Here is a 24,630-nt window from a genome sequence, read left to right as displayed (position 1 = left end):
ATTCACGAAAATAACCTGAAAACACGGAGGATCACGCCATGAACCAGATCAGTCTGCTGCTCGAAAACCAGGACGTTCAGGCTGTTGACGGCGTCACGTTCGATCGCCTCAACCCCATCACGGGCGAAGTCGCTACCCGCGCTTCCGCCGCGCAGATATCCGATGCCAAACGCGCGGCCGATGCAGCCGCGGCCGCGTTTCCGGCGTGGTCGGTGACCGGGCCGGGCCTGCGCCGAAAGATTTTGCTCAAGGCGGCCGACGCGCTCGAAGCCAAGACGGCGCAGTTCATCGAACTGATGGCGACTGAAACGGGTGCTACCGCCGGTTGGGCCGGGTTCAATGTGATGCTTGCAGCGGGGATGCTGCGCGAAGCCGCCGCCATGACGACGCAGATTTCGGGCGAGGTGATCCCGTCGGACAAGCCGGGCTGCATCGCGATGGCGGTCCGGCAGCCGGCCGGCGTCGTGCTCAGCATCGCGCCCTGGAACGCGCCCGTGATCCTCGGTGTCCGCGCCGTGGCGTTGCCGCTCGCATGCGGAAACACGGTTATTCTGAAGGCCTCGGAAATCTGTCCGGGCACCCACCGTTTGATCGCAGAGTGCCTGCGCGATGCGGGATTGCCGCCCGGCGTGGTCAACGTCATCACCAACGCGCCGGAAGATGCGCCTGATCTGATCGAGGCCCTGATTGCGCATCCGGCGGTCCGCCGCATCAACTTCACTGGCTCGACCCGCGTCGGCCGCATCATCGCCCAGACGGCAGCAAAGTATCTCAAGCCGGCCCTGCTCGAGCTCGGCGGCAAGGCGCCGCTGATCGTGCTTGATGATGCGGATATCGATGCCGCGGTCGCCGCCGCCGCTTTCGGCGCGTTCATGAACCAGGGACAGATCTGCATGTCGACGGAGCGGATCGTGCTCGACAACAAGGTCGCCGACGCCTTCGTCGCCAAACTGGCGACCAAGGCCGACTCGCTGGTGGCGGGCGACCCGCGCAAGGGCGGCACGCCGCTGGGGTCGCTGATCGGCGCTGATGCCGTCGACCGCATCCAGGGTCTGATCAAGGACGCGGTAGCTAAGGGCGCGCGCGTTGTGGCCGGCGGCCGGTCGGAGGGGACGTTGATGTCGGCCACCGTGCTCGATCACGTCACCTCTGTCATGCGGATCTATGGCGAGGAATCGTTCGGTCCAGTGGTCAGCATCGTGCGCGTGAACAGCGTGGATGAGGCGGTGCGGGTCGCGAACGACACCGAATATGGATTGTCAGCGGCGGTGTTTGGCCGTGATATCGGCCGCGCCATGGAGGTCGCCAAGCGGATCGAGTCGGGCATTTGCCATGTCAACGGCCCGACGGTGCACGATGAAGCGCAAATGCCGTTCGGCGGTACGAAGGCGTCCGGTTATGGCCGTTTCGGCGGCAAGGCAGGCATCGCCGAATTCACCGAATTGCGCTGGATCACCATCGAGACCGGTCCGCAGCACTACCCGATCTGAGTTTGGGCTGACATCGCGCCGCGGAAATCCCGCGGCGTGACGCCAAAGAAGCTCTTGAACGTCCGGGTCGCGTGCGCGCCGTCGGCGAAACCGCATTGCATGGCGAGCGCGGCAATTGAAGTTTGCGACAGGGCAGGTTGCAGCAGCAGGTCTCGAAAGTGATCGGCACGCAGCTGGAGCACGTGGCGTTCAAACGTCGTCTGCTGGTCGGCGAAGACGCGATGAAAGGTCCGCTCCGAAACGCCGAAGGCGGCCGCAATCGCCGGGGCCGGCCGGATCGCCGCAATGTTCGCCCTCAAATAAGTGTCGATCAGGCCGAATAGCTCGGTGCGGGTAAGCCCGTGGTCGTCACCGGTTGCGAGGCGCAGCAGGGTCGACAGATAAGCCACGATATCCGTTTCGTGCTGGCCTGGCCGCGCATCCGACAGACGGATGGCCGCACGAATGAAAGCCGCGATCGAGCGCGCGATGGCGCCGGACAGAGGGACGGGTCTCGCGCATAGCCGCTCGGCCTGCGGAAACATCCGGAGCAACGTCGCGGCGGGAACCGTTGCGATCAGCACTTCGGAACGCTGTTCGGGTCCATCGAGCCGGTCCTCGAACGGCCGCCGCGCGTCATAGAGTACGCCATATCCCGGCTCGATCGTGCCTTCGTTACCGGCCTGCGCCATCGAGCTTCGGCCGCGACGCTGAAAATCGAACATGAATTCGTCCGAGCCCGCCTTGCTCACGAGCCTTGCGTCGCGGCTGTAGCATTGCGGGCTGCTGTCGAAACGCACGAGCTTGACGCTGCCGAGTTCCACGAACTCGAAGTGACCGCTGACCCGCGTCGGGCCGATCGGCCTGGTCTCGATATGGGCGAATGATCGACAGATCGACTCGGTCCAGAACGCCTGGCGTTCGGCGGGGTGGATTTGGTCTGTCGAGACGCTGATCGGCATCGCGGATGCGGTTCCACAGGGTGACAGCTACCGTCGCCCGAATTCGGGCCGGCTGGCAAGGTCGAAAAGCTGGCAGGTTCATTCAAGACGGTGCACCCTGGTTACCCTAACGTGCGGTCCAATGCTGCAAGGTGCGAATATGGACCTGACGAGAGAACCGGCCGGTACGGCCGTCACGCATCCCCTCGATCCCCTTAGCGAGGCCGAGGTCGCGCTGGCGTCTGAACTGCTGCGCGACGCCAAGCAGCTTGGCCCGGATACCCGCTTCTCCCACGTCCAGCTCGAGGAACCGGCCAAGGCCGATATCCTGAGTTGGACACCCGGCACGTTGCCGAGGCAGGCGGCGGTCACGCTGTTCGACTGCAAGACCGGGGCGACCCATATCGCGACCGTAGACCTCGGATCGCGGAAGGTGATGGCCTGGCGCGAACATCCGACCAAGGCGCATCCTTATGGCCAGCCCCCCGTCACGATCGAGGAGGTGTTCAAGGTCGGCGACATCGTCAAGCGTGATGCCGGATGGCGACACGCGATGAAGCGTCGCGGGCTGACGGACGAAGACATCGAGCTGGTCCAGGTCGATCCGTTCTCAGCCGGTTATTTCGACCGGGACGTCGAGAAGGGCCGCAGGCTTGTCAGTGGGGTTTCCTTTTGGCGCCGCGATATCAAGGACAATGGCTATGCCCATCCGATCGAGGGCGTGGTCGCGCTGGTTGATCTGATCGAGGACAAGGTCGTCCAGCTCGTGGACGAGCCGGAAATCGTTCCGATCCCGAAGCGGTCTCGCAACTATGATCGCGCGTCGATCCCGAAAATGCGCGAGGATGTCAAGCCGCTCGACATCGTGCAGAAAGACGGTCCCGGTTTCTTCGTCGAGGGTTGGAAGGTTTCCTGGCAGAACTGGTCGTTCCGAGTCGGCTGGACCGCACGCGAAGGCCTCGTGCTGCATCAGATCGGCTTCAACGACAGCGGACGCGAGCGGCCGATCATCTATCGGGCGAGCGTATCCGACATGATCGTGCCCTACGCTGATCCGACCGCGAACCATTTCTGGAAGTGCGCGTTCGACGCCGGCGAATACGGTCTGGGCAAGCTTGCCAACGCGCTGGAACTCGGCTGCGACTGCCTTGGGCACATCCATTATTTCGACGTGCCGGTCGCCGACGATTACGGCAAGCCGTCTGTCATGAAGAACGCGATCTGCCTGCACGAGGAGGATTACGGCATCCTTTGGAAGCACTATGAATTCCGCAACGAGACCTTCGAGGTGCGGCGCTCCCGCCGTCTCGTGATCTCGTTCTTCACGACCGTCGGCAATTACGATTACGGCTTCTACTGGTATTTCTATCAGGACGGCTCGATCCAGCTCGAGGTCAAGCTGACCGGCATTATCCAGACGGCGGCGGTAGCGCCCGGCCAATCCTATCCCTGGGGCGGCATGGTCGCGGAGGGGCTGGGCGGTCCGACGCACCAGCACTTCTTCAACGCGCGCCTGCACATGATGGTCGATGGCGAGCGCAACAGCGTCACCGAGCACGAATTCAAACCACTGCCCTTCGGCAAGGACAATCCGTACGGCAACGTGTTCGACACCACAGCGCGAACGCTCGCGCGCGAACAGGATGCGGCCCGCGAGGCCGACGGCCGCACCGGGCGTTATTGGAAGATCATCAATCCCAATCAAACGAACAGCGTCGGCGGGCCGACCGGGTACAAGCTGCTGGCGCATGCGGCGCCTGTCATGCTGGCGCAGGAGAACTGTTACATGACCGCGCGCGGCGGCTTTGCGACCAAGCACCTCTGGGTCACGCGCTATACGCCCGACGAACGTTATGCCAGCGGAGAATTTCCGAACCAGCACGCCGGCGGCGACGGTCTGCCGAAATACGTGGCGCAGAACCGCGGAATCGAAAACGAGGACATCGTGGTCTGGCACACTTTTGGCGCTACCCATGTCTGCCGGCCCGAGGATTTTCCGGTCATGCCGGTCGAATATGTTGGGTTCGCCCTCAAGCCGAACGGCTTCTTCGCCGAGAATCCGGCGATGGATTTGCCGCCTGACCGCAACGATGCAAGTCGCGACGTCAGGGAGAAGGGGGCGTGCTGCGGCTGATACTACTGGTTTCGCATCCGATCCAAACAGGAGATGGGCCATGAACCGCAGGAACCTTCTCAAGGGCGCCGGTCTTGCCGCCGCCGCAACGGCTGTCAGCGCGCCCGCGATCGCACAGTCCGCTCCAACCGTGCGCTGGCGGCTGACGACGTCGTTCCCAAAATCCCTCGATACGCTCTATGGCGCGTGCGAGATGTTCAGCAAGGCCATGGCGGATCTGTCGGAGCAGAAATTCCAGATCAGCGTGTATGGCCCGGGCGAAATCGTGCCGGCCTTTCAAGTGTTCGACGCGGTGGCCAACAATACCGTGGAGATGGGGAACAGCGCGTCCTACTATTACATCGGCAAGGATCCGGCGTTCGCGTTCGGCACTGCCGTGCCGTTCGGGCTCAACACGCGGCAAATGAATGCCTGGCTCGCCTATGGCGGCGGGCTCGACCTGATGAACGACCTCTACAAGCCCTACGGCATCTACGGCCTGCCGTTCGGCAACACGACCGCGCAGATGGGCGGTTGGTTCCGCAAGGAGATCAAGACGCTCGATGATTTGAAGGGTCTGAAATTCCGGGTCGGCGGCGTGGCCGGGCAGGTGCTGGCCCGCATCGGCGTGGTGCCGCAGCAGATTCCGCCGGGGGATATTTATCCCGCGCTCGAGAAAGGCACGATCGATGCCGCCGAATGGATCGGCCCTTATGACGACGAGAAGCTCGGCTTCCTCAAGGTCGCGCCCTATTACTACTATCCCGGCTGGTGGGAAGGCTGCGCCAATGGCTTTCTCTACATCAACACGGCGAAGTGGGCGGAGCTTCCAAAAGTCTATCAGGACATGATGACGATCGCGGCCGCACAGGTCGCCGCCGACCTGACGGCGAAATATGACGCGCGCAACGCGCAGGCGATCAAGCGCCTGGTCGCGGCCGGCGCCCAGCTTCGGCCGTTCTCGACCGACATCCTCGACGCCTGCTTCAAGGCCACCAATGAGCTGTTTACGGAGGTTGCGGCCAAGAACGACAAGTTCAAGGCCCTGAACGACTCCATGACGGCGTTCCGCAACGAGCAATATCAGTGGCATCAGGTCTGTGAAGCCACCTACGACAATTACATGATCCGGCGAAGCCGCGGCTAGGCTGACATCGCCAGCGGCTCGCCAGAACTGGGGACCCATTTGGATATTCGCACCGGCCGTCCGGTCTCGCTCGCACCTCATGGCATGGTGACGTCACCGCATTCGCTGGCTTCATCAGCCGGCGTCGACGTGCTTCGCGCAGGTGGATCCGCCGTCGATGCCGCGATTGCCGCGAGCGCCGTACTGGCGGTGGTCTATCCGCACATGACAGGGCTGGGCGGCGATGCGTTCTGGCTCGTGCATGACGGCCGCAGCGGAGAGATCAGTTACCTCAACGGCGGCGGCAGGGCGGCAGCGGGTGCGTCGCTGGCGTCCATGGCGGCGAGAGGGTTGAAAGAAATCCCGCTGCGCGGGATCATCCCGGCAACGCTGACGGTACCGGGCGCGGTTGCAAGCTGGGTCGCGGCGCATGAGACCCATGGCCGGCTGCCGCTGCAGCGCGTGCTGGAAGGCGCGATCGGTTATGCGCGCGAAGGCTTTCCGGTCACCGGACGGCTGGCGAGCTTCATCGAGATGATGCGCGACGATCTCCTTCGGCAATGCGAAACCGCCGGGATTTTCCTGCCCGGTGGCGCCGTGCCGTTGCCCGGCACAAAACTCACCAACCCCAATCTGGCGAGGACGCTTGAAGCGATCGGGGATCATGGATGGTCCGGCTTTTACGAGGGGCCGGTCGCCGCTGAAATGCTGCGCTTCTCGCAAGCGCGAGGCGGTTTCTTTCAGCCCGGAGATTTCGAGGCGCAAAGGGCGAGTTGGGATTTGCCGCTGACTGGCCGCTACCGGGACGTCACCATTTTCAACACGCCGCCGCCGACGCAGGGTTTTACCGTGATCGAGATGCTCAATCTGCTCGCGCCGCTCGAACCGCGCCGCATGGACCTCCTCGGACCCGACCGCCTGCACCTGATGGTTCAGGCCAAGCAGATCGCCTATCACGACCGCGATCTCGTGCTCGGCGATCCCGCCTTTGCCAAGGTGCCCGTCGAGACCCTGATTTCCAAAGGCTACGCACGCCAACGCAGCGGGTTGATCGATCCGGCGCGCGCATTGAAATGGGATGAGGTGCCGTCATTCGGCAGCCTGGCCGGCGATACCGTCTACATTGCCGCGGTCGACCGAGACGGCAACGCGGCCTCGCTCATTCAGAGCCTCTATGGCGGGTTCGGGTCATGCGTGGTGGCGGGAGCTACTGGCGTCGTGCTGCAGAACCGAGGCGCGTACTTCTCGCTCGATCCCGATCATCCCAATCGGCTCGAGCCCCGAAAAATCCCGCTGCACACCCTGATCGCCTCGATGGCTAAACGCGACGGCAAGCTCTGCAGCGTGCTGGGCTGCATGGGCGCGGATGGACAGCCGCAGATCCAGCTGCAGCTCTATTCGGCGATGATTGATCACGGGCTCGATATTCAGGAGGCGATCGAACTGCCGCGGTTCCTGTCCGGCCGCTTCGCACTCGGCGAAGCGCGCGACACCCTGCACATGGAAAACCGCTTTCCCGCGGACACGATCCGTGCGCTGGAACAACGAGGCCACACTGTCCATCGCTGGGCCCCGTGGGAGGAGATGGCCGGCCACGCCCATGGCATCACCATCTCCGCGCACGACGGGACCCTGAGCGGCGGTTCGGACCCCCGCAGCGACGGCGCCGCGATTGGATACTGAAAACGTCAATTCGCCGTCTTGAACGGCGCCACCGCGATCCCGGCATCCTTCAACGCCTGACGCACGCCGCGCCCGATCTCGACCGCGCCCGGCGTATCGCCATGAATGCAGACGGTATCGGTGCGCATCTTGATCACCTTGCCGGTGACCGAGACCACGGCGCCGTCCTGCACCATCCGCACCACCCGGTCGGCGATCATCTTGGGATCATGCAGCACCGCGCCCGGCTTCTTGCGCGACACCAGCTGGCCGTCGTCTTCATAGGCGCGGTCGGCAAACACTTCGTGCACCATCGGCAGGTTGGCGGCTTCGCCCGCGGTCACCAGCTTGGAATTGGCCAGCACCACGAAAATCAAATTGGGATCGACCGCCTTGATGCCGTTGGCGATCGCCCGTGCGGTCATGTCGTCCTCGCAGGCGACGTTCGAGATCGCGCCATGCGCCTTGACGTGGGTGACCTTGTGGCCGGCCGCGGTCGCAATCGCCTGCAACGCACCGATCTGGTAGGCGATCAGGTTCTCGATCTCGGATGATTTCAGGCCGGGCATCGGCCGCCGGCCGAATCCGTGCAGGTCGCGGTAGCCGGGGTGGGCGCCGACGCTGACGCCGCGTGCCTTCGCAAGCTCGACCGTGCGGCGCATGATGTCGGGATCGCCGGCATGGAATCCGCAGGCGACGTTGACCGAGGTCGCGAGCTCGATCATCGCGGCATCATTGCCCATTTCCCACGCGCCAAATCCTTCGCCGAGATCGCAGTTGAGGTCGATGGTTGTCATGGTGTTGGTCCGCTTCTTGGTGAGTGGATCTTGAATCAGTCCGGTCCCGATACATCCGCAGGCGACGTGACCTGCCAGGTCGCCGCGTCGACGGCGCTGACGGCATAGCCGGCGACGTTGGCATCTTGCAGCGCGTCGATGTCGAGATCAAAGCTTTCGATGGGCCGCAGCCGGTCGGGCAGGGAACGCAGCAATTCCCAAAACTTTCTTGCCGCGGCTTGTGCCTCAGCCATGCTCACGGCCTTGAAGCGAAAGGCGCGCCCCGCCGGCGTCTGCGCAAACCGGCCGAAGTCGGCGGAAATCACCGTCGCGATCTTGGGATAACCGCCGCTGGTGCCGCGATCCGGCATCAATACGATCGGCTGGCCGTTGCCGGGAACCTGCAGGCTGCCGTTCACGGTTCCGTCGGAAACGATGTTGTGGCCGTGCAGATGCTTGATGGCGGGGCCTTCGAGCCGGTAACCCATGCGGTCGCTGGTGGCCGAAATCTTCCACTCGCTGTCGATAAACAGTTTCTTGGCATCGTCGCCGAATTCGTCATCCTGCGGCCCCCACACGATGCGGATCGGCGCCTCTGCCGTGGCCGGCAGCTCGATCCGGCGTTCCGGTGCGCCGCTGGCCGGTTTCGTCTGCAATTCGTCTCCGCCCTGCAGCGGGCGCGGGTAGGGACTGCCGAGCCCGGCGCGGGCGTTGACGGAGAGGCTGCCAAAGTCAGGTTCGCCGGCGATGCCGCCCTCGATGGCGAGGTAGCTGAACGAACCGCTGCGGGCAAAGCCAAGCGTCAACGTCTCGCCGTCGGCCAGCGTCGCCGATGTATCGATCACAACCGGGCGTCCGGCGATGTCGGCGTTGCGCGACGCGCCTGACAGCGCGATGCGAACGGCGCCGCCGCGCGCGGTGAAGGCGGCGCCGAACGGGCCGATTTCGACAGCGGCAGCAAACGGCTCGTTGCCGACCAGCGTGTTGGCCGCCGCCAATGCCAGCCGGTCCATCGCGCCGCTCGGCACCAGGCCATAGCGCTGCGAGCCGGGGCGGCCGCCGTCTTGCACCGAACTGGCCGGGCCGATGGAGGTGACGACGAGCTTGCTCATGACGGCATCAACTCGGCCACGATCTCGCCCGCGGCCGCAGCGCGGTCCTGGTCGGCAAAGGTTTTGCTGTCGACCGGTACAAACGTGATGGCGTCGCCGGGCTCCAGCAGGAAAGTCGGATCGCGATGCAGCTGATAGGTTCGAACTGCGGTCTGTCCGAGCAGATGCCAGCCGCTCGGGCCGGCCAGGCATTGCACCCCGGTTTGCACGCCGCCGATCGAGACCGTGCCGGCCGGCGTCAGTAGCCGCGGATTTTGCCGCCGTGGCATCTGCAGGGAATCCGCCAATCCCGAGAGATAGGACCAGCCCGGCGTAAAGCCGATCATGGCGACGCGGTAGTCGCCGGCGACATGCCGCGCGACGATGTCGTCGGGCGTGGTCTTGAGCGTCTTGGCGACGTCCTCGAGGTCGACGCCGTGCTCGCCGCCATAGACCACGGGGATGCGCCAGCGCCGCGTCTTTGTCGTTGCCGGTACCGGCAGCTGCGCCAGCGCCAAAATCTGCTCGCCAAGCGCTTCAAATGAAATTCGCACGGGATCGTAATGCACCAGCAACGAGCGATAGGTCGGAACGGTCTCGGTGACGCCTTCAACCGGCGTGGCCGCCATCGCGCGGTCGAGCGCCAGCACCCGCCCGTTGGCGGCATCGTCGATGTTGCGGGAAAACTCTACCGTGATGGCGCTGTCGCCACTGGGCAAAAGGCGGGGCGGGGGTAGCGTCGCGGCCATGGCCTCGGTACTGCCTCGGGGATCTGTCTCAGGGACGGTCTCAGGAACGCTTGGGCTGAGATCAAGCTGTAGCGTGTTTCGCGCGCCAGTGGAATTCGCTTCGTGCGAAATCATTGAGCAAGTTCAATAAATTAATCTGCATGACAGTGATAAGCTGTTGTGATCGAACTCTTCGAACGAACCCTTGACGCGATGCCCGCGCCCCGCAAGATGCGCTACCTTTTGATCCCCTCCCATTGGAGCGTTGCCTTACCGATGTCCCTGACCCCCGAAGCGATCGCGACCCTGTCCCGCGTGTCCACCGCCACCATCACCACAGTCCTCCTGAAGAAGGGCCTGCGGAACGTCTGGATGCGCGGCACCAAACCGTTGCGCCCGGGACAGCCGCGGCTGGTCGGGCCGGCCTTCACGCTGCGCTTCGTGCCCGCGCGCGAAGATCTCGCCACCCCCGAGTCGTGGTCCTCGCCGATCTCCACTCGGACGGCGATCGAAGCGATGCCGCAGGGCTGCATTGCCGTGGTCGACGCGATGGGCGTCAAGGATGCCGGTATCTTCGGCGACATCCTGTGCGCGCGCATGGTCAAGCGCGGGGTCGCGGCGCTGATTACCGACGGCGTCGTGCGTGACGTCGAGGGTGTGCTCGGTACCGGCCTGCCGGTCTGGTGCGATGGTTACGCGGCGCCACCGTCGGTGGCCGGGTTGACCTTCGTCGGTTGGGGCGAGCCGATCGGCTGCGGCGGGGTGGCGGTATTCCCGAACGACGTCGTGGTCGCCGACCAGGACGGCGCGGTGCTGATCCCGCAAGCGTTCCTCGACCTCATTCTGGCCGAAGGCGCCGAGCAGGAGCGGATGGAAGCCTGGATCGTCAACGAAGTGAACAACGGCGCCGCGCTTCCCGGCCTCTACCCCATGAATGCCGAGACCAAGGCCCGCTACGCGGCGACCAAGAAATAACATCAACAAAACGAGGTAATGCCATGGATATTCACGTCTCCGGCTCGAGGCCGACGCGCAAGGCTCCGCCCGATTATTTCACCGGTACGGTCTGGCAGGATCCGATCATCGCCACTGAAGCGCCGGCGCGGCTGGTTTCCACCCGCGTCTCTTTCGAACCCGGCGCGCGTACGGCGTGGCACTCGCATCCGCTCGGGCAGACCCTGTACGTGGTTTCGGGGATCGGCCGTGTGCAGGCCGTGGGCGGACCGGTCCGGGAAATCCGGCCCGGCGACGTCGTCTGGATCCCGCCCGGCGAGAAGCACTGGCATGGCGCCTCGCCAACCAACGGCATGACCCACATCGCGATGCAGGAAGCGCTCGACGGTAGCTACGCGACCTGGATGGAGAAGGTCACGGACGCCGAGTATTCGGCAAAGGTCGGGTAGCGTCTCCCGGATGAAGCGAGCCGAGACCCGTTCTGCTTTGCATGGGGTTGTTTTCGCGATTTTTTGTTCGGGCCCTACCGTTCATCGCCCATAGCGTGAACCGATGGCCTGAGAGGTCGACGCGAACGAGAACCCGCAAACAAAAAGCCCCGCCGGCGAAGGCGAGGCCCTGGTTGAATGTGCGTTGTTGGCGCGTCAGTTCACGCGGGTCCAGGTCTGGCCACCGCAGAACATGCCGCCAAAGGCGCAGCCCTGAACGCGAAGGCTGTCAGTGCCTTTAAGCGCGAGCGTTGAATCATAGGTGCTGCCGGAACTCGGATCGAAAATCCGGCCGCTCCATTTGTTGTCCTTGCCGGGCTTCATGTTGATCAGCACCTGCTCGCCGTTGCGGTTCGACTTCTTGTCGACGGAGTAGCCGCAAAGATTGGGGCCGCATTGTTCGATGCGGACCTTGCCTTCCTTCTCTTCCGTCAGCCAGACGCCAAGCGGCGAGTTTGCCGCCTGCGGGGCCGCCGGCGTCGGTGCGGGCGGCGGCGTTACCGCAGCGACGGCAGGCGCGGGCTTCGGCGCGGGAGGCGGCTCTTGCTGGACCTGCGGGGCTGGTGCGCTGGGCGGCAGTGGGGCGGGCGGCACAGTCACCGGATCCGCCGCCGGGGCAACGGCGACAGTGGCGGTCGAAGGTTCAGCGGGCGCGGCCGCGACCGGTGCGGGAGCTGCAGGGACGGGTGCAGGGGCCGGCGGCACAGCGGCCTGCTCGGCGGGGACGGGCGCGGCGGGGACAGGTGCGGCGGGAGCGACCGTGTCGGGTGGCGTCCTGGAGTCCGTCTTTGCCTGTTGCGGCGACTGCTTGCGCGGGCGATCGCGATCACCGTCCTCGTTGCGCGAGCGTTTGGCCTTCGGCGTATTGTCGTAGACGCCCGGGATCTGAACGGTGCCGCGATCGGGATCGATGCGAATGGTGCGGCCGCCGTAATCGAAGGTGTACTGCGCCTGCGCGGCACTGCTCGCCAGCAAAAACGCGGCGATCGCCAGAAGCTTCTTCATAATGACCTCCTGAGCAGGGAATCCCAACCCCCGAAGCTACGCAATGGCAGCTCGCAAAACGTGATCCAGATCACTTTCAAATGGTAAGTCGTGCACTAGCGGCTTTGGTTCAATGTCGTCTGAGCAGCCTAATTTGCAACCGATTGACGGTCAATTTGCGGCGAAAATTGCATATTTTGCCGGCCGATCAATCGAACCAGGCGGCGTAGATTTTCCTGAAGCTGCCGTCCTCTCTCGCAATGTGCAGCCACTGATCGACGAAGGCTTTCAGCGCGACGTCGCGCTGCAGCCAATAGGCCTTCTCAGCGAAGTCGAACGGCTTTTCGGGATGCACCGCGCACAGCACGCCGGGATGTAGCTTCTGCTGGTACAGCGTCTCCGACGAATCCGTCATCATCAGGTCGGCATTGCCCTTGGCGATCTCGTCGAAGATCGTGACGTTGTCGTTGTGGAGTTTCACTTCCGCGTTCTTGACGTTGGCGCGGGCAAACCGTTCGTTGGTGCCGCCGGGATTGACGATCACGCGCGTGCCTGGCTTGTCGATGTCGGCAATGGTTTCGTACTTGCCCTTGTCGGCGCAGCGGGCGATTGGCGTCTTGCCCTCACGCATGATCGGCGTCGAAAACAGGCCCTTCTTCTGCCGGTCGAGTGTGATCGATACGCCACTCATCGCGACGTCGAAATTGTCGGACTCGAAATCCTTCATCAGTTGCGGCCATGCGGTGTGGACGAATTCGACCTTGACGCCGAGCGCCTTGCCGAGCGCTTCCGCCATGTCGACGTCAAAGCCGCTGAATTTCGAAGTCGTCTTGTCGAGATAGCTGAAGGGCCGGTAGTCGCCGGTCATGCCGACCCGCAGCGTGCCGCGCTTGATGATGTCGTCGAGGCGGGAAGGCGCCGGCTGCTGGGCATGGGCTGACATCGTCAACAGGGCAGCCATGCCCAGACCAAATAGCATTCGAAGCATCAGTTCTTCTCCGCCGGTGAGTTCGATGACACCTTGTTTGTGATGACGCAGGATTTAGACCAGATGTCGGCGCCGCGCCAGACGGAGAGATCCAATCGTGACCATCTCGCTCTGTGAAACGTCGGTCGATGTTTTCGTGCCGTATCTCGGCAATCTGTCGACGTTGCTGGACCACGCCTCGACCTATGCCAAGGCCAAAAACATCGATCCGGCGATCCTGCTCGATATGCGGCTCTATCCCAACATGTACAATCTGACGCGCCAGGTCGGGGAGGCCAACCGTCATGCGGTGGTTGCCTGCGCGCTGCTGGCCGGGCGCGAGCCGCATGTTTTTCCGGTGGCCGAGCCGGATATTCCCGAGCTCCAATCGCGTATCGCGGCAGCGATCGCCTTTGTGCAAAGCCTGCCACGCGCGGAGATTGACGGCGCCGCAGACAAGGAGGTGGTGTTTACATTCAAGAACGGGGCGACACGCAGATTCATCGGGCGGTCGTTGCTGCTGACATTCAGCGTGCCGCAGTTCTTCTTCCACGTCACCACGGCTTACGACATCCTGCGCCATGCCGGCGTGGATCTCGCCAAGAAGGATTTCCTCGGGCCGCGGCGATAGCGCGTCCGATTACGCCTCGCCGTTGTCTTTGCGCACCAGATTGGCGACGGCGGCGCGTCCTGTCATTTCGCTTTTCAGTTGGTCGAACCGGCGACGTGCCGCGGCTTCGCGGTCGTCGACCAGCTGGATCGCGGCATCCTTGTTCATCGGTCCACTGACAATGGGCGTTGAATTCTCCCCAATGGTCTCATCGACGTAATAGTCGCCATCGTCCTCGCGGACCGTCCATTTGAAACGGATCGCGGCCATGGGTCCGGGCCCGACCTTGGAATAGCCATCGGCCTCGAACGGCAGAAAGACCTCAGGTGGGGGGGCCGCCTCGATCGGCGCCGCGGTCTCAAGCGGCGGAGGAACCGCGAGCGAAGGTGCTGCTTCGATCGGTTGAAATTCTTCGAGTGGCGGAGGGGTGGCCGCCACCTCGTCAACGGCAGGCCGTTCCCGCTCGCGGGGGATCACGGGCGGCTGATCGAGAATGCTGGCGATCGCCGCCAGGGCGTTGTCGGTCGGGTCGTTTTGGCTCACGATTCGGCCTCCGGATCGAGCTCCGTCTGCGGAATCGGTGTCCCCGTTGCCGCCCGGTATCTTTTCCTCGCTTCCGAATGAGGCTGAGTTTTGTCCGTTCAGGCGCAAAACCGGCTATGCCGGGCACGGATCTGCACGGTTAGCCCGCAATACGGAATAAGGGTTCCTTATGATCTCGCCAGTATGAAAACATTCCCGGGCGGCCGCTCGATCGTTCAGCCGTCACCCGGTTTGATGATGCCGGATCGCTCAGAGCACGTCCTGGTTGATGACGTTCTGACGCAACGGATCGCCGTCGAGAACGCTCAGGATATTGCGTGCGGTCTGTTCGCTCATGCGATCGACGGCTTCCCTTGTCACACCGGCGACATGGGGTGCGAAGATGACGTTCGGAAGCGCGAACAGCGAATGGCCGGCTGGCGGCGGCTCCTGTTCGAACACGTCGAGACCGGCGCCGGCAAGTTTGCCGGACACCAGCGCGTCATGCAGCGCGGGTTCGTCGATGATGCCGCCGCGCGCGGTATTGATCAGATAGGCGGTCGGCTTCAACCGCCTCAAGCGCGCGGCATTGATCATGCCGACCGTCTCCGGGGTCTTCGGGCAGTGCAGGCTGACGAAGTCGGCGCGCGGCAACGCCGCGTCGAGATCGGTGACTGGCTCGCAGCCGGCGGCCTTGATGTCGGCGGCGGGCTTGTAGGGATCGAAAACCAGCACGTTCATTTCCATTGCCTGGCAGCGCTTGGCGGTGCGGGTGCCGATGCGGCCGAAGCCAACGATCAGCACGGTCTTGCCATAGAGATCGTAGGGCAGCATGCCGAGCCGGCTCGGCCATTTGTTGTCCCTGACGATGGAGTGCATTTCCACCGCGCGTTTTGCCAATGTCAGCATCATGAACAATGCGCACTCGGCAACGGAGGGCGAATTCGCGGTGCCGGCGACCATCAGCGGCACCTTGCGGCGGCTCAGCGCCGGCACATCGACCGCGTCAAAACCGACCCCGATCCGGGTCACCACCAACATGTCCCTGGAAGCTTCCAGTTCCGTTTCGCCGAAGCGGGTGCCGCCGAGGGCGACACCATGGACCGGCGCATGCTCCTTGAGCTTGGCCTGGAAATCCGGTTGCGAGATCATGTTGGGGAATTCAACGAGTTCGATATCCTCGCGTGCGTCGAGCAACGCGCGCCCCTGCTGTGACATCGATTCCGTGACGAAGATTTTCTTCTTGTTGGTCGCCATTTCCTGCCCTTGCGTGACTGTTAACTCCGCCGTCAAATGACGGCGCCGCTCACCTCGTTTAGCAGGTGCATATTGTTGAGGTCCACTGCCAATCGGAGCGGGGCGCCATCCTGTGCGCCGGCGTTGGGATTGACCCGGCCGCAAACCTGCGTGCCCTCGAGCGCGAAGTAGATCAGCGTCTCCATTCCCATCGGCTCGGTTACGTCGAGCGTGGCATCGAAGTTCTCGACGCCGGTTTCCGGATGCGGGCTGGCCTCCGTGATGTGCTCGGGCCGCAGTCCCAGCAGCAGCTTGTCGGTGCGCGACACGCCTTGATATCTGGCGGCGCGTGCCGGCGGCAACGGGAAGGCGAGACGGTCGGTGATCCGGACGTGCAGCTTGCCGCCGGATTCCTCGAGCCGGCAAGGAATGAAGTTCATCGCCGGCGAGCCGATGAAGCTCGCGACGAATTTGGTGGCGGGATTGTGATAGAGTTCGTTCGGCGTTCCGATCTGTTCGATGCGGCCGTGGTTCATCACCACGACCCGGTCGGCGAGCGTCATCGCCTCGACCTGGTCGTGGGTAACGTAAACCGTCGTGGTGCGGACCTTCTGATGCACCTTCTTGATCTCGATCCGCATCTGGACGCGGAGCTTGGCGTCGAGGTTGGACAGCGGCTCGTCGAACAGGAACACCTTGGGGTTACGCACGATGGCGCGGCCCATGGCGACGCGCTGGCGCTGACCGCCTGACAGCTGCTTCGGCTTGCGGTCGACGAGTTCGACGATGTCGAGCATGCGCGCGGCTTCGTCGATCCGGGTCTTGATCTCGGCCTTCGGATAGCGTTTCAGCCGCAGCCCGAACGACATGTTCTCCGCGACCGTCATATGCGGGTAGAGCGCGTAGTTCTGGAACACCATGGCGATGTCGCGATCCTTTGGCGGCACGTCGTTGACGACGTCGCCTCCGATCATGATATCGCCGTCGGTGATGTCCTCGAGCCCGGCGATCATCCGCAGCGTGGTCGATTTTCCGCAACCCGACGGGCCCACCAGCACGACAAACTCATGATCGGCGATATCGAGATCGATGCCGCGCACCGCCTCGACGTCGTCGTACTTCTTGACAACCTTGCGCAACGTCACGTCAGCCATGAGTTCAACCCTTTGTCGCACCGGCGGTCAGGCCGGCAATGTAATAGTCCATCAGGAACGCGTAGATGATCAGCGGCGGCGCGGCGCCGAGCAGGGCGCCGGTCATGATCTGGCCCCATGCGAACACGTCGCCCTTGATCAAGGTCGTGACGATACCGACCGGCAGCACCAGTTGATCCGTCGATGTCGTGAAAACCAGCGGATAGAGAAACTGCGCCCAGGAAACCGTGAAGGCAAAGATGGTCGCCGCGATCAGGCCGGGCAAGGCGACAGGAATGAAGATCCGCGTCAGCGTCTGGAACCAGGACGCGCCGTCGATGATCGCGGCCTCGTCGAGCTCCTTGGGGATGGAGGCGAAGTAACCGATCATGATCCAGGTGCAGAACGGCACCGTGAGCGTCGGATAGATCACCAGCAGCACGTACCATTTGTTGATCAGCTGGATCCCGGTCAGGTCGCCGAACGCCACGAACATCTTGAACAAGGGGAGAAACAGCAGTGTTTCAGGGATGAGGTAAGTCAGGAAAACGCCGGTCGCGAGCGTTGCCGAGCCCCAGAACCGCATCCGCGCCAGCGCAAAGGCCGCGGGCACGCTGATCAGCATGGTGATGGTCACGACGAAGATCGAGACCAGCGCCGAATTGCGGAAGAAGGTCAGGAACTGGTTCGATGTCAGCAACTCGACGTAGTTCGACAAGGTCGGATGGTAAACCCACCACGGGTTCGTCGCCGCGGAGATTTCGGCGCTGGTCTTCAGCGACGTGATCACCATGTAGAGCGGAGGCACCAGCGCGAACACCGCGAACAAAGTGAGGAAGAAGTACGACCATCGGAGCGCCCAGGTGCGGTCGCGGCTCATGCTGCGCAGTTTGACGGGGCGGGTCGGGGCGGCCTTGTCGATCACGACGGTGCTGGTCATCAGGATTCATTCCCGCGTTTGTTGATGTCGCGCAGGATGAACACCGCCGCGATTGCGAGTATCGGCACCATGAACAGCGAGACGCTGGCGCCGAGTGGAATGTCGCCGCCCTCGATACCGATGCGGAATGCCCAGGTGGCGAACATATGGGTCCGGTCCAGCGGACCGCCCGCGGTCAGGATGCGCACGATATCGAAGTTGGCGAAGGTGACGATCAGCGAAAACAGCGTGGTGATCGCGATGATGTTGCGCATCATCGGCAGTGTCACGTACCAGATGCGTTGCCACCAGTTGGCGCCGTCGATGGCCGCGGCCTCATAGAGCTGGTCGGGCACCGACTTCAGTGAAGCCAGGTACATGATCATGAAGAACGGGGCGCCGAACCAGATATTCACCAGGATGACCGAGAAGCGGGCCCAGCCGGTCTCGCCGGTCCATGGAATCCGGTCGATGCCGATGCCGGCCAATAGATAGTTGAAGGCGCTGTACGACGGATCGAACAGCCACAGCCACGCCAGCGTGCTCATGGCCGGCGGAATGACCCAGGGCACCAGCAGCATGCCGCGCCATTTGCGCTGGCCCTTGGCCGGAATGTTGTGGACGAAGTGCGCCACGATGAAACCGATCAGGGCCTTGAAGACGACGGCCGTGATCGCAAAAATGCAGGATTGCTCGACCACCAGCCAGAAGGTTTCCCGCTTGAACAGGAACTGGAAGTTTCCGAGTCCGATGAAGCGCTGCATCGACTTGTTCAGGGTGGCCAGATGCAGCGAGTAGAAGGCAGGATAGATGACCAGCAGCAAGATCAGCAGGATCAGCGGCAGCGTCATCAGGAAGGCCGCGGTCGATTTGCGCTTCAGGGCGGTTCGTAAACTGGCGCGCTTGCGCCCCGTTCGCGGAGCGGCGTTACGCTCAATCGCGACATCAGCCATGATGCATCTTCCTCGCGAGTTTCATTAGAGCAGGGTAGTTTCCTCGTCGAGAAGCCGGCGCGGCGCCGGCTCCCATCGTGTCGGCAGGCGGATGTACGCCGCCACGGCCCGATATCCGACGGGCCGCGGCGGCGAAATCGCCTCAGCTACGCATGAAGCCTTCGAGTTCGCCTTCCGCCCAGGCCAGCGTCTTCTCCATGGGCTCGCCCCGGTAGAAGCGCACGCACATCTTGGTGAGCGTTGCCTGGGTGTAGATCTGCTGGGCGACCTTGGGCGGCGCGGGCGACGCCGAGATCGAAAGCAACTGATGCTTGTGCGGATTCGGATAGTGGTAGAGCGTGCCCTTCGGCGGTCCTTCCTCGGCCCATGTCTTCAGGGTCGTCAGTTTCTCGAAGGCTGGCAGGTCGTAGCCGCCGCTCGCCGCCACCATTTTCTCGACCGCATCCGGCTGCGACAGGCGCGTCAGCACGCTCTTTGCCGCCGGCTTGTTCTTGGAGAAGCTCCAGACGCTCCAGAAGTAGGGCAGGAACGGCGCGAAGCGGCCCTTCGGACCGACCGGGAAGCCGTGGGTCCAGCATTGCTCCGCGATCTGCGGCGCATCGCGCTTGGCGACGGCCCACGCGCTCGGCGGATTCATGATCAGGGCGCCTCTGCCCGAGACCAGCCACCTGTTGTTGGAGCCGTCGTCCCATGACGGCGCGTCCGACGGCAGGAAGGCCATCAGCTTTTTGTAATATTCGAGCGCCTGGCGCACGTTGTCGTTCTTGACGACGACGTTGCCCTTGGCATCGACGACCTCCGCCCCGAAGGCCAGGAAGAACGCCCCGACGGTATCGACGGAATCGCTGGTCTCGCCAAGTCCGATGCCGAAGGGAACGCCGCCCTTGTGACAGGCCTCCGCCGCCTTCAGGAATGTGTCCGTGGTCCAGCCATCGGCTTTCGGCGCCGAACCCGCCGGGTACATGGCCAGGACGTCGATGCCGGCGTGCTGCTTCATCAGATCGATACGCGAGCAGGGTCCCTTGATCTGGCTGCCGACGCAGGCCGGAACGCCCAGCCATTTGTTGCCGGCCTTACCGAGGTACTGGACGGTGCCGTTGACTTCGCCGTTCTGCTTGATGAGCCCCTCGACCACGTCATTCATCGGCTCGAGCAACTCCGCCTGCGCGTGCGGCCACCAGGTCGGCATCGCCAGAATGTCGTGGCCCGACTTCGCCTGGGCTTCGGCGGCGATCGTCAAGAGGTTCTTGTTACCCTGGCTCGGGATGTAGTCGATGGTGACCTCGACCTTTTCCTTCTCGGCCCACTCATTGACAATATCGGTAGAAGCCTTGTTGGCGCCGGGTACCCAGTGGTCCCAAAATCCGATCGATAGCTTGCCGGCGGCATGCGCGCCGCGCACGTAGGGCGCTGTCACGAGTGCAGCCGATGATAGCGCTGTCGCAGCAATGAATTGGCGTCGAGTAAGCTTCTTCCGTGTCATGGCGTTCCTCCCTGGATGGGCCAATCGGATATGAAGGAAATTCCCGTTTTTGCTTTTTTATTCGGCTCCATTCGGACGCCGCGGATATTTCATTATTGACGATCAGAGCAGAATTGCCAGCGTCTGTCGAGAAATCACGTAGGCGCTGTCCTAGAACTAACGTTGCGTGCAAATCGAAGGCGGCGACGACCGTTGGCCCGTTATCTACCGCTCATTCCTGACTCATGACGCGGAATATTGCGTTGCACCTATCGAACTCATCGGAGGGGTGAGGATGCGAAATAGCGCCGCAGGTTCCCCTACCACGTGTCCAAAATGGGGATACGCCGGCGTTTTCATCACTGGGATGACTAGGCGCGGCAGGTAGACTCGCGCGGCGCGAAAACGATAAAATCGGATTCGGCCGCGGTCCTTGGCCCAGCACCACCCCGCCGGAAACTCACGATCGACCATGGAGACCAGACAATGACCAGCCCGACATCGAAGCTGCGCGCGCGGTTCAGATTGTGCGCAGCCCTTGGGGTGGCCGCCCTTATGCTGTTTAGCGCGTCGCTCACGGTGGAGGCACAGGTGGTTGAGGGGGTCCAAAAGGGCGCCCGCGAGGGGAACAAGGCGGCCGGACCGGTCGGCGGCGTGCTTGGCGGCGCTATCGGTGGTGTTGTCGGGGTGGTGACCGGTGTTACCGGCGTCCTCACCGGCGGCGCACAACAGCAACAGCAACAGACGGCCCCTGCGAAGGGTGGCAAACAGGGCGATACCGCAAAGCAGGACGATGCCGCCAAATCGGGCAAGGCGGCCAAGGGGACAAAGACGGCGGCGAAGCAGCCGCAGGTGCTGACCCAGACGGGTGCACCGCAAATCACGGCCGAACAGATCGTTGCCAACAGCGACGCCAATATCGAGCGTATCAAGAAGCAATTGAATCTGACGCCAGAGCAGGAGAAGAATTGGTCCGGCTTCAACAGTGCGATGCACTATCTCGGCCATAATGGCGCCGATCGCCTCAATCTGCGTATTGCGCGCGCCAAACGCGATCCGCCCGACGACATCATCGAGCAGATGCGGAACGAAGCCCAATTTCTCAACGACCGTGCGGTGGACCAGCGCAATGTGGCGGATGCCGCCGAACCTTTATTTGCAAGCCTGGATGAGAAGCAGAAAAAGATATTCATCCAGGAAATGGTCAATCTCAGCCACGAGCGCGGGCTGGATTAGCGCGGATAGACTGACGCATTCGCACCTAACGTCATCCGCCCCGGAACGAGTCCGGGGCGACTTCCCCATCATGGTGGGGCTTACCCGTGGGCGAATAGCCCGGGCACGCATGCCCTGGGGTAGGTGAAAGGCGAGGCACCCGGCTATCCTGCCGCAGCGGCGCGGCGGGTTCCAATCGCCATGCAATGATGAAGAAACCCTGACGGGATCGCGCCCGACTGATGGCTGACTTGCGACCTTGTCGGGAACCGCTAACGCAAAGCCGAAATCAAAAAGCCGGAATTAAAGCAAGTTCGGCCAGCGCTGGGGCTGACCGAATAGTCGAAAATTGCTCGCGGCGGTGGCCCGTTACGCCTTCGGGAAGTTCAGCTCCACACCGACGCCGTCGGGATCGTAGAGAAAGATTTGCGTATCACCGGTTCGCGGCACGATGCTCTCGCGGAATTTTACGCCTTTGGCCTGCAGGCGCTTGCGCACGCCGTCGACGTCGGTCGCGGCAAAGGCAATGTGGTCAAGCCGCCCGGTGTCCTCGTATTTCTTTTTGGTGCCGCGCACCACGATGCCCTCGCGTGGCTCGCGCGTACCCATCAGGTGCACGGTGGCGTTGCCGCCGGAGTAAAGCCAGTAGCCGGGGAAACCGAGCGGTGGACGGTCGCCGTTCTCCAGTCCAAGCACGTCGCAGTAGAAATCCTTGGTGCGCTCGAGATCGGCAGGTTCGATGGTGTAGTGCTGTAATCGGCCAAGTCCCATGGTTTCTTCTCCTTGGACGCAATGGGGTTAGACAAAGGTGAGATCGACATCGACGCCCATCATCCAGGCACCGACGGTTTCAAAATGTCTGATCTGGCCTTGCAGTTGCTGGGTTACGGTATGGATGTCGCGGAAGCGGCGCTCCAGCGGGTGGCCTTCGAAGATCGCGGTGGCTCCCGCCGCATTGTAGGCGAAGTCGACTGCCTCGCGTGCCTTGTGGATCGCGTTGGTGGCGGCCATGCGGACCGTGATGCGCTGCGCGACGGTGATGCTGGCGCCGGCGACGAGGTCCTTCCAGATTTCGGCCATCGACTGCAGCACGAAGCCGCGGGCGGCGCGCAGATTGACCTCGGCCTGGGCGAGGCCGGTTTGGACCACGGCGTTGTCGCGCAAGATGCCTTTGGCGCCGCGCGGCACCTTGTTGCGCGCCACCTCGACGAAATCGTCGAGCGTGCTTCGAGCGATGCCGCAGGCAACGCCGGCAAAGCCGACCTGGTAGCAAGTGCCGGCCCCCATGCGATAGAGCGGACCGCTCTCGCGGCATTCCCGGTCGAATTCACGGGTGATGGAATGGTCCGTTGGAACGAAGAAGTCATTCAGCGCGAACTGGTCGCTGGCGGTGCCGCGCAAGCCGACCGTGTTCCAGATGTCGGTCCATTCGACGTCCTCGGTTCGCACCAGCATGGTTCGCTCTAGCGGCATACCGTTGGCTTCCAATCGGGGAGTGCCGTCGGCCGCAAAGATCGGACAATGCGCGCCGAGCCAGGTCGCGTGCCGACCACCGGAGGCAAAGGCCCAGACGCCGGTGACCCGGTAACCGCCGTCGCATTCGATCGCGCGGACCTTGGGCCCGGGACCCCAGGCCAGTACTGCGCGCGGATCGGCGAAGATCGCACGCGCCACCGGCAGATCGAGATAGGCGGCCGACATCGCGCAGCCGCCGGCCTGGCTGAGACACCATGCCGTGGACGCATCCGCCTTGGCGATGGTTTCAATGACATGGAAGAAGGTGACGGGGTCGGTTTCAATCCCGTCGGTCGAGCGCGGCAGCAACAGACGAAACAGCTGCGCGTCGTGCAGCCTGTCGAGCAACGCGGGCGGCAGCCGTCGCGCACTCTCAATGTCGTTTCCGGCCGCCGCCACATCGGGACGAACGGCCTCGGCACGGGCGATGATCGCCCGGTCGCCGGCAAGGTCGGCAGCAGTCGCGATCAAATTGTCCAAGCCTCCATCGACGCCTTGTGTTCAAGACTATGCCCGCCGGACTCTCGCCGCCGACATATTCAGCCCATCGGCCAATTCCTTGTCGATCTGTTCGATCGACTTGCCCTGGTCTCGAAGCCGATGAAATAGTACACGATGCCGGCCATCAGGAACCAGCAGCCGAGATAAACGAACGCTGTCACCGCCTATCTAAAAGGGTATCGCCGGGCTGTCGCGAGCGACAAGCCCATGAAGACGCGGAGCACATCTGCGCAGAAGCGATGGAGGCATCCTGCCGCTCCGCACAAATCGGAACGTCGCAAGTCCATCGTCGCCGATTGCATTGCGGTGCACACACGCCATTTGCTTAAGGTTTCGTGGCTAGTTAGATAGGTCGAGCGATATTCACGGCCGGAACGTATGGAAGAAAAGCGAAAATATCCGCGAACCGAGATCGAGGAGCCCGCCTATGTCTCATCGGGCGGCTCCGTGATGCGTTGCGTGGTGAGGAATATTTCGCTCGAGGGTGCGGCGATCGACGTCGAGAACCCGGCATTCGTTCCGCAGCACTTCCGTCTCGTGATGGCGAAGGATTCTTCGATCGTTCATGAGTGCCGGGTCGCCTGGATCAAGAAGAACCGGATCGGCCTGACGTTCATGAATGTCGCGCAGGAACCGCCGGAATGAAGTGACGCGTCACTCTATCCTGAGCTTCGCGTCACGTATCACTTTGCCCCATTTTTCCATTTCCAGCTTGATGCGGGCGCCGAACTCCTCCGGCCGGTTCGCGACCGGCTTGAATCCGAGCGCGGTCAGGCGCTCCTTCACGTCTGCCTGCCCGACCGCCTTGGAAATTTCGCGATAGAGCAGGTCGACGATCTCTTTCGGCGTTCCCGCCGGCGCAAGGACACCTGTGATGGTGTCGGCCTCCTGGTCCTTGATGCCTTGTTCGGCAAAGGTCGGCACGTCGGGCAACTGCGTCGCGCGCTCGCTGGCGGCGACGCCGAGCGCGCGCAATTGGCCGGCCTGCACCGCCGAAAGGGCGGGCGGCAACGCGGTGAAAGCGATCGGCGTGTGCCCGCCGACGGTTGACTGGATCGCAGGCGCGGCGCCGGTAAACGGCACGTGCACCAGGTCGAGGCTGAACGCCAGCCGAAACAGCTCACCCCCCAGATGCGGGGTCGAACCGACGCCGGGGCCGGCAAAACCGTATTTGCCGGGACCATCGATCTCGGTCTGGGCGACGACGCTGTAACTATCCACTCGGGAAATACGGCATTCGGCCTCGTCGGTGTCGAGCATCTCAA

The 24,630-nt window shown here is 63.1% G+C and carries 25 protein-coding genes; 9 read left to right on the top strand and 16 right to left on the bottom strand.

Going from position 1 to position 24,630, the window contains the following annotated elements:
* Window positions 1–38 precede the first annotated feature (38 nt).
* On the top strand, window positions 39–1,490 hold the full coding sequence (locus tag JQ609_RS20185) for an aldehyde dehydrogenase (protein WP_212274688.1): 1,452 nt from the start codon (window positions 39–41) through the stop codon (window positions 1,488–1,490).
* Here JQ609_RS20185 and JQ609_RS20180 read toward each other — a convergent pair.
* The gene (locus tag JQ609_RS20180) at window positions 1,478–2,431 is read right to left on the bottom strand and encodes a helix-turn-helix domain-containing protein (protein WP_212274687.1); all 954 of its coding nucleotides are present in this window, start codon (window positions 2,429–2,431) and stop codon (window positions 1,478–1,480) included. The two genes, JQ609_RS20185 and JQ609_RS20180, sit on opposite strands and share 13 nt — an antisense overlap.
* Before the next feature lie 139 nt (window positions 2,432–2,570).
* Here JQ609_RS20180 and JQ609_RS20175 point away from each other — a divergent pair, with 139 nt between their 5' ends.
* From JQ609_RS20175 to ggt, 3 genes are read left to right on the top strand one after another with little or no spacing between them, the layout of a single operon-like run.
* A complete protein-coding gene (locus JQ609_RS20175) occupies window positions 2,571–4,544 on the top strand; it encodes a primary-amine oxidase (protein ID WP_212274686.1) in 1,974 nt (657 codons plus the stop codon).
* 40 nt (window positions 4,545–4,584) lie between these two features.
* The gene (locus JQ609_RS20170) at window positions 4,585–5,670 is read left to right on the top strand and encodes a TRAP transporter substrate-binding protein (RefSeq protein WP_212208648.1); all 1,086 of its coding nucleotides are present in this window, start codon (window positions 4,585–4,587) and stop codon (window positions 5,668–5,670) included.
* A 39-nt stretch (window positions 5,671–5,709) separates the two neighbouring features.
* Window positions 5,710–7,332 carry a gamma-glutamyltransferase gene (gene ggt, locus JQ609_RS20165; protein ID WP_212274685.1) on the top strand — a complete coding sequence of 541 codons (1,623 nt, stop codon included), beginning with the start codon at window positions 5,710–5,712 and terminating at the stop codon, window positions 7,330–7,332.
* A 5-nt stretch (window positions 7,333–7,337) separates the two neighbouring features.
* Here ggt and JQ609_RS20160 read toward each other — a convergent pair whose 3' ends face one another.
* From JQ609_RS20160 to pxpB, 3 genes are read right to left on the bottom strand one after another with little or no spacing between them, the layout of a single operon-like run.
* Window positions 7,338–8,108 (bottom strand): LamB/YcsF family protein, encoded by a 771-nt coding sequence (locus JQ609_RS20160; RefSeq protein WP_212274684.1) that lies wholly within the window; start codon window positions 8,106–8,108, stop codon window positions 7,338–7,340.
* 35 nt (window positions 8,109–8,143) lie between these two features.
* The gene (locus JQ609_RS20155) at window positions 8,144–9,199 is read right to left on the bottom strand and encodes a biotin-dependent carboxyltransferase family protein (RefSeq protein ID WP_212274683.1); all 1,056 of its coding nucleotides are present in this window, start codon (window positions 9,197–9,199) and stop codon (window positions 8,144–8,146) included.
* Window positions 9,196–9,927, bottom strand: a complete 732-nt coding sequence (pxpB, locus tag JQ609_RS20150) for a 5-oxoprolinase subunit PxpB (RefSeq protein ID WP_212274682.1) — start codon at window positions 9,925–9,927, stop codon at window positions 9,196–9,198. The genes JQ609_RS20155 and pxpB overlap by 4 nt, the downstream gene beginning before the upstream one ends.
* A gap of 255 nt (window positions 9,928–10,182) precedes the next feature.
* Here pxpB and JQ609_RS20145 point away from each other — a divergent pair, with 255 nt between their 5' ends.
* Together JQ609_RS20145 and JQ609_RS20140 are read left to right on the top strand one after the other, a co-directional pair.
* Entirely contained in the window at window positions 10,183–10,881 is a 699-nt protein-coding gene (locus JQ609_RS20145) for a ribonuclease activity regulator RraA (RefSeq protein ID WP_212274681.1), read from the top strand.
* 23 nt (window positions 10,882–10,904) lie between these two features.
* Window positions 10,905–11,309 (top strand): cupin domain-containing protein, encoded by a 405-nt coding sequence (locus JQ609_RS20140; protein ID WP_212274680.1) that lies wholly within the window; start codon window positions 10,905–10,907, stop codon window positions 11,307–11,309.
* 195 nt (window positions 11,310–11,504) lie between these two features.
* Here JQ609_RS20140 and JQ609_RS20135 read toward each other — a convergent pair whose 3' ends face one another.
* Window positions 11,505–12,353 carry a DUF2147 domain-containing protein gene (locus JQ609_RS20135; RefSeq protein ID WP_212274679.1) on the bottom strand — a complete coding sequence of 283 codons (849 nt, stop codon included), beginning with the start codon at window positions 12,351–12,353 and terminating at the stop codon, window positions 11,505–11,507.
* Window positions 12,354–12,540: 187 nt separating this feature from the next.
* The gene (locus JQ609_RS20130; RefSeq protein ID WP_212208654.1) at window positions 12,541–13,320 is read right to left on the bottom strand and encodes a transporter substrate-binding domain-containing protein; all 780 of its coding nucleotides are present in this window, start codon (window positions 13,318–13,320) and stop codon (window positions 12,541–12,543) included.
* Between the two features lie 97 nt (window positions 13,321–13,417).
* Here JQ609_RS20130 and JQ609_RS20125 point away from each other — a divergent pair, with 97 nt between their 5' ends.
* Window positions 13,418–13,930, top strand: a complete 513-nt coding sequence (locus JQ609_RS20125; RefSeq protein WP_212208655.1) for a DUF1993 family protein — start codon at window positions 13,418–13,420, stop codon at window positions 13,928–13,930.
* A 9-nt stretch (window positions 13,931–13,939) separates the two neighbouring features.
* Here JQ609_RS20125 and JQ609_RS20120 read toward each other — a convergent pair whose 3' ends face one another.
* The 6 genes from JQ609_RS20120 to JQ609_RS20095 all read right to left on the bottom strand — a co-directional run bounded on the left by JQ609_RS20120 (window position 13,940) and on the right by JQ609_RS20095 (window position 20,155).
* Complete coding sequence (locus JQ609_RS20120; RefSeq protein WP_212208792.1) at window positions 13,940–14,452, bottom strand: hypothetical protein; 513 nt, start codon at window positions 14,450–14,452, stop codon at window positions 13,940–13,942.
* A gap of 249 nt (window positions 14,453–14,701) precedes the next feature.
* Complete coding sequence (locus JQ609_RS20115) at window positions 14,702–15,688, bottom strand: hydroxyacid dehydrogenase (protein WP_212208656.1); 987 nt, start codon at window positions 15,686–15,688, stop codon at window positions 14,702–14,704.
* A 32-nt stretch (window positions 15,689–15,720) separates the two neighbouring features.
* Complete coding sequence (locus tag JQ609_RS20110; RefSeq protein WP_211996838.1) at window positions 15,721–16,821, bottom strand: ABC transporter ATP-binding protein; 1,101 nt, start codon at window positions 16,819–16,821, stop codon at window positions 15,721–15,723.
* Between the two features lie 4 nt (window positions 16,822–16,825).
* Window positions 16,826–17,740: a carbohydrate ABC transporter permease gene (locus tag JQ609_RS20105; protein WP_212031516.1), complete on the bottom strand. Its 915-nt coding sequence runs from the start codon at window positions 17,738–17,740 to the stop codon at window positions 16,826–16,828.
* Window positions 17,740–18,672, bottom strand: coding sequence for a carbohydrate ABC transporter permease (locus tag JQ609_RS20100; RefSeq protein WP_212208657.1), 933 nt, complete (start codon window positions 18,670–18,672; stop codon window positions 17,740–17,742). Before JQ609_RS20100 ends, JQ609_RS20105 begins: the two co-directional genes overlap by 1 nt.
* A 142-nt stretch (window positions 18,673–18,814) precedes the next feature.
* Window positions 18,815–20,155, bottom strand: coding sequence for an ABC transporter substrate-binding protein (locus JQ609_RS20095; protein WP_212208658.1), 1,341 nt, complete (start codon window positions 20,153–20,155; stop codon window positions 18,815–18,817).
* Window positions 20,156–20,620: 465 nt separating this feature from the next.
* Between JQ609_RS20095 and JQ609_RS20090 the strand changes: the two genes are divergently transcribed.
* Window positions 20,621–21,370: a Spy/CpxP family protein refolding chaperone gene (locus JQ609_RS20090; protein WP_212208794.1), complete on the top strand. Its 750-nt coding sequence runs from the start codon at window positions 20,621–20,623 to the stop codon at window positions 21,368–21,370.
* Between the two features lie 348 nt (window positions 21,371–21,718).
* Here JQ609_RS20090 and JQ609_RS20085 read toward each other — a convergent pair whose 3' ends face one another.
* The 3 genes from JQ609_RS20085 to JQ609_RS35605 are packed head-to-tail and all read right to left on the bottom strand — an operon-like array spanning window position 21,719 to window position 23,526.
* Complete coding sequence (locus JQ609_RS20085; RefSeq protein ID WP_212274678.1) at window positions 21,719–22,120, bottom strand: VOC family protein; 402 nt, start codon at window positions 22,118–22,120, stop codon at window positions 21,719–21,721.
* A gap of 27 nt (window positions 22,121–22,147) precedes the next feature.
* Complete coding sequence (locus JQ609_RS20080) at window positions 22,148–23,344, bottom strand: acyl-CoA dehydrogenase family protein (RefSeq protein ID WP_212274677.1); 1,197 nt, start codon at window positions 23,342–23,344, stop codon at window positions 22,148–22,150.
* A 59-nt stretch (window positions 23,345–23,403) separates the two neighbouring features.
* Window positions 23,404–23,526 carry a hypothetical protein gene (locus JQ609_RS35605; protein ID WP_283813710.1) on the bottom strand — a complete coding sequence of 41 codons (123 nt, stop codon included), beginning with the start codon at window positions 23,524–23,526 and terminating at the stop codon, window positions 23,404–23,406.
* Between the two features lie 217 nt (window positions 23,527–23,743).
* On the opposite strand from JQ609_RS35605, the gene JQ609_RS20075 reads away from it, so the two are divergent.
* Window positions 23,744–24,010, top strand: a complete 267-nt coding sequence (locus tag JQ609_RS20075; protein ID WP_212208661.1) for a PilZ domain-containing protein — start codon at window positions 23,744–23,746, stop codon at window positions 24,008–24,010.
* 9 nt (window positions 24,011–24,019) lie between these two features.
* Here the strand turns inward: JQ609_RS20075 and JQ609_RS20070 are convergent, their stop codons facing one another.
* Complete coding sequence (locus tag JQ609_RS20070; RefSeq protein ID WP_212274676.1) at window positions 24,020–24,625, bottom strand: tripartite tricarboxylate transporter substrate binding protein; 606 nt, start codon at window positions 24,623–24,625, stop codon at window positions 24,020–24,022.
* Window positions 24,626–24,630 lie beyond the last annotated feature (5 nt).

Origin of the sequence: Bradyrhizobium sp. AUGA SZCCT0169 (assembly GCF_018130085.1) — a bacterium.
Taxonomy (GTDB): Bacteria; Pseudomonadota; Alphaproteobacteria; order Rhizobiales; family Xanthobacteraceae; genus Bradyrhizobium.
The sequence above is the reverse complement of the archived record's forward strand: the minus strand, read 5'-3'. Positions and strand labels throughout refer to the sequence as shown.

Bases quoted from the DNA above. Each gene is read 5' to 3' on its own strand.
- JQ609_RS20185 (WP_212274688.1), top strand. From the start codon at position 39: ATGAACCAGATCAGTCTGCTGCTCGAAAACCAGGACGTTCAGGCTGTT.
- JQ609_RS20180 (WP_212274687.1), bottom strand. From the start codon at position 2,431: ATGCCGATCAGCGTCTCGACAGACCAAATCCACCCCGCCGAACGCCAG.
- JQ609_RS20175 (WP_212274686.1), top strand. From the start codon at position 2,571: ATGGACCTGACGAGAGAACCGGCCGGTACGGCCGTCACGCATCCCCTC.
- JQ609_RS20170 (WP_212208648.1), top strand. From the start codon at position 4,585: ATGAACCGCAGGAACCTTCTCAAGGGCGCCGGTCTTGCCGCCGCCGCA.
- JQ609_RS20160 (WP_212274684.1), bottom strand. From the start codon at position 8,108: ATGACAACCATCGACCTCAACTGCGATCTCGGCGAAGGATTTGGCGCG.
- JQ609_RS20155 (WP_212274683.1), bottom strand. From the start codon at position 9,199: ATGAGCAAGCTCGTCGTCACCTCCATCGGCCCGGCCAGTTCGGTGCAA.
- pxpB (WP_212274682.1), bottom strand. From the start codon at position 9,927: ATGGCCGCGACGCTACCCCCGCCCCGCCTTTTGCCCAGTGGCGACAGC.
- JQ609_RS20145 (WP_212274681.1), top strand. From the start codon at position 10,183: ATGTCCCTGACCCCCGAAGCGATCGCGACCCTGTCCCGCGTGTCCACC.
- JQ609_RS20140 (WP_212274680.1), top strand. From the start codon at position 10,905: ATGGATATTCACGTCTCCGGCTCGAGGCCGACGCGCAAGGCTCCGCCC.
- JQ609_RS20135 (WP_212274679.1), bottom strand. From the start codon at position 12,353: ATGAAGAAGCTTCTGGCGATCGCCGCGTTTTTGCTGGCGAGCAGTGCC.
- JQ609_RS20130 (WP_212208654.1), bottom strand. From the start codon at position 13,320: ATGCTTCGAATGCTATTTGGTCTGGGCATGGCTGCCCTGTTGACGATG.
- JQ609_RS20115 (WP_212208656.1), bottom strand. From the start codon at position 15,688: ATGGCGACCAACAAGAAGAAAATCTTCGTCACGGAATCGATGTCACAG.
- JQ609_RS20110 (WP_211996838.1), bottom strand. From the start codon at position 16,821: ATGGCTGACGTGACGTTGCGCAAGGTTGTCAAGAAGTACGACGACGTC.
- JQ609_RS20105 (WP_212031516.1), bottom strand. From the start codon at position 17,740: ATGACCAGCACCGTCGTGATCGACAAGGCCGCCCCGACCCGCCCCGTC.
- JQ609_RS20100 (WP_212208657.1), bottom strand. From the start codon at position 18,672: ATGGCTGATGTCGCGATTGAGCGTAACGCCGCTCCGCGAACGGGGCGC.
- JQ609_RS20095 (WP_212208658.1), bottom strand. From the start codon at position 20,155: ATGACACGGAAGAAGCTTACTCGACGCCAATTCATTGCTGCGACAGCG.
- JQ609_RS20090 (WP_212208794.1), top strand. From the start codon at position 20,621: ATGACCAGCCCGACATCGAAGCTGCGCGCGCGGTTCAGATTGTGCGCA.
- JQ609_RS20085 (WP_212274678.1), bottom strand. From the start codon at position 22,120: ATGGGACTTGGCCGATTACAGCACTACACCATCGAACCTGCCGATCTC.
- JQ609_RS20075 (WP_212208661.1), top strand. From the start codon at position 23,744: ATGGAAGAAAAGCGAAAATATCCGCGAACCGAGATCGAGGAGCCCGCC.
- JQ609_RS20070 (WP_212274676.1), bottom strand. From the start codon at position 24,625: ATGCTCGACACCGACGAGGCCGAATGCCGTATTTCCCGAGTGGATAGT.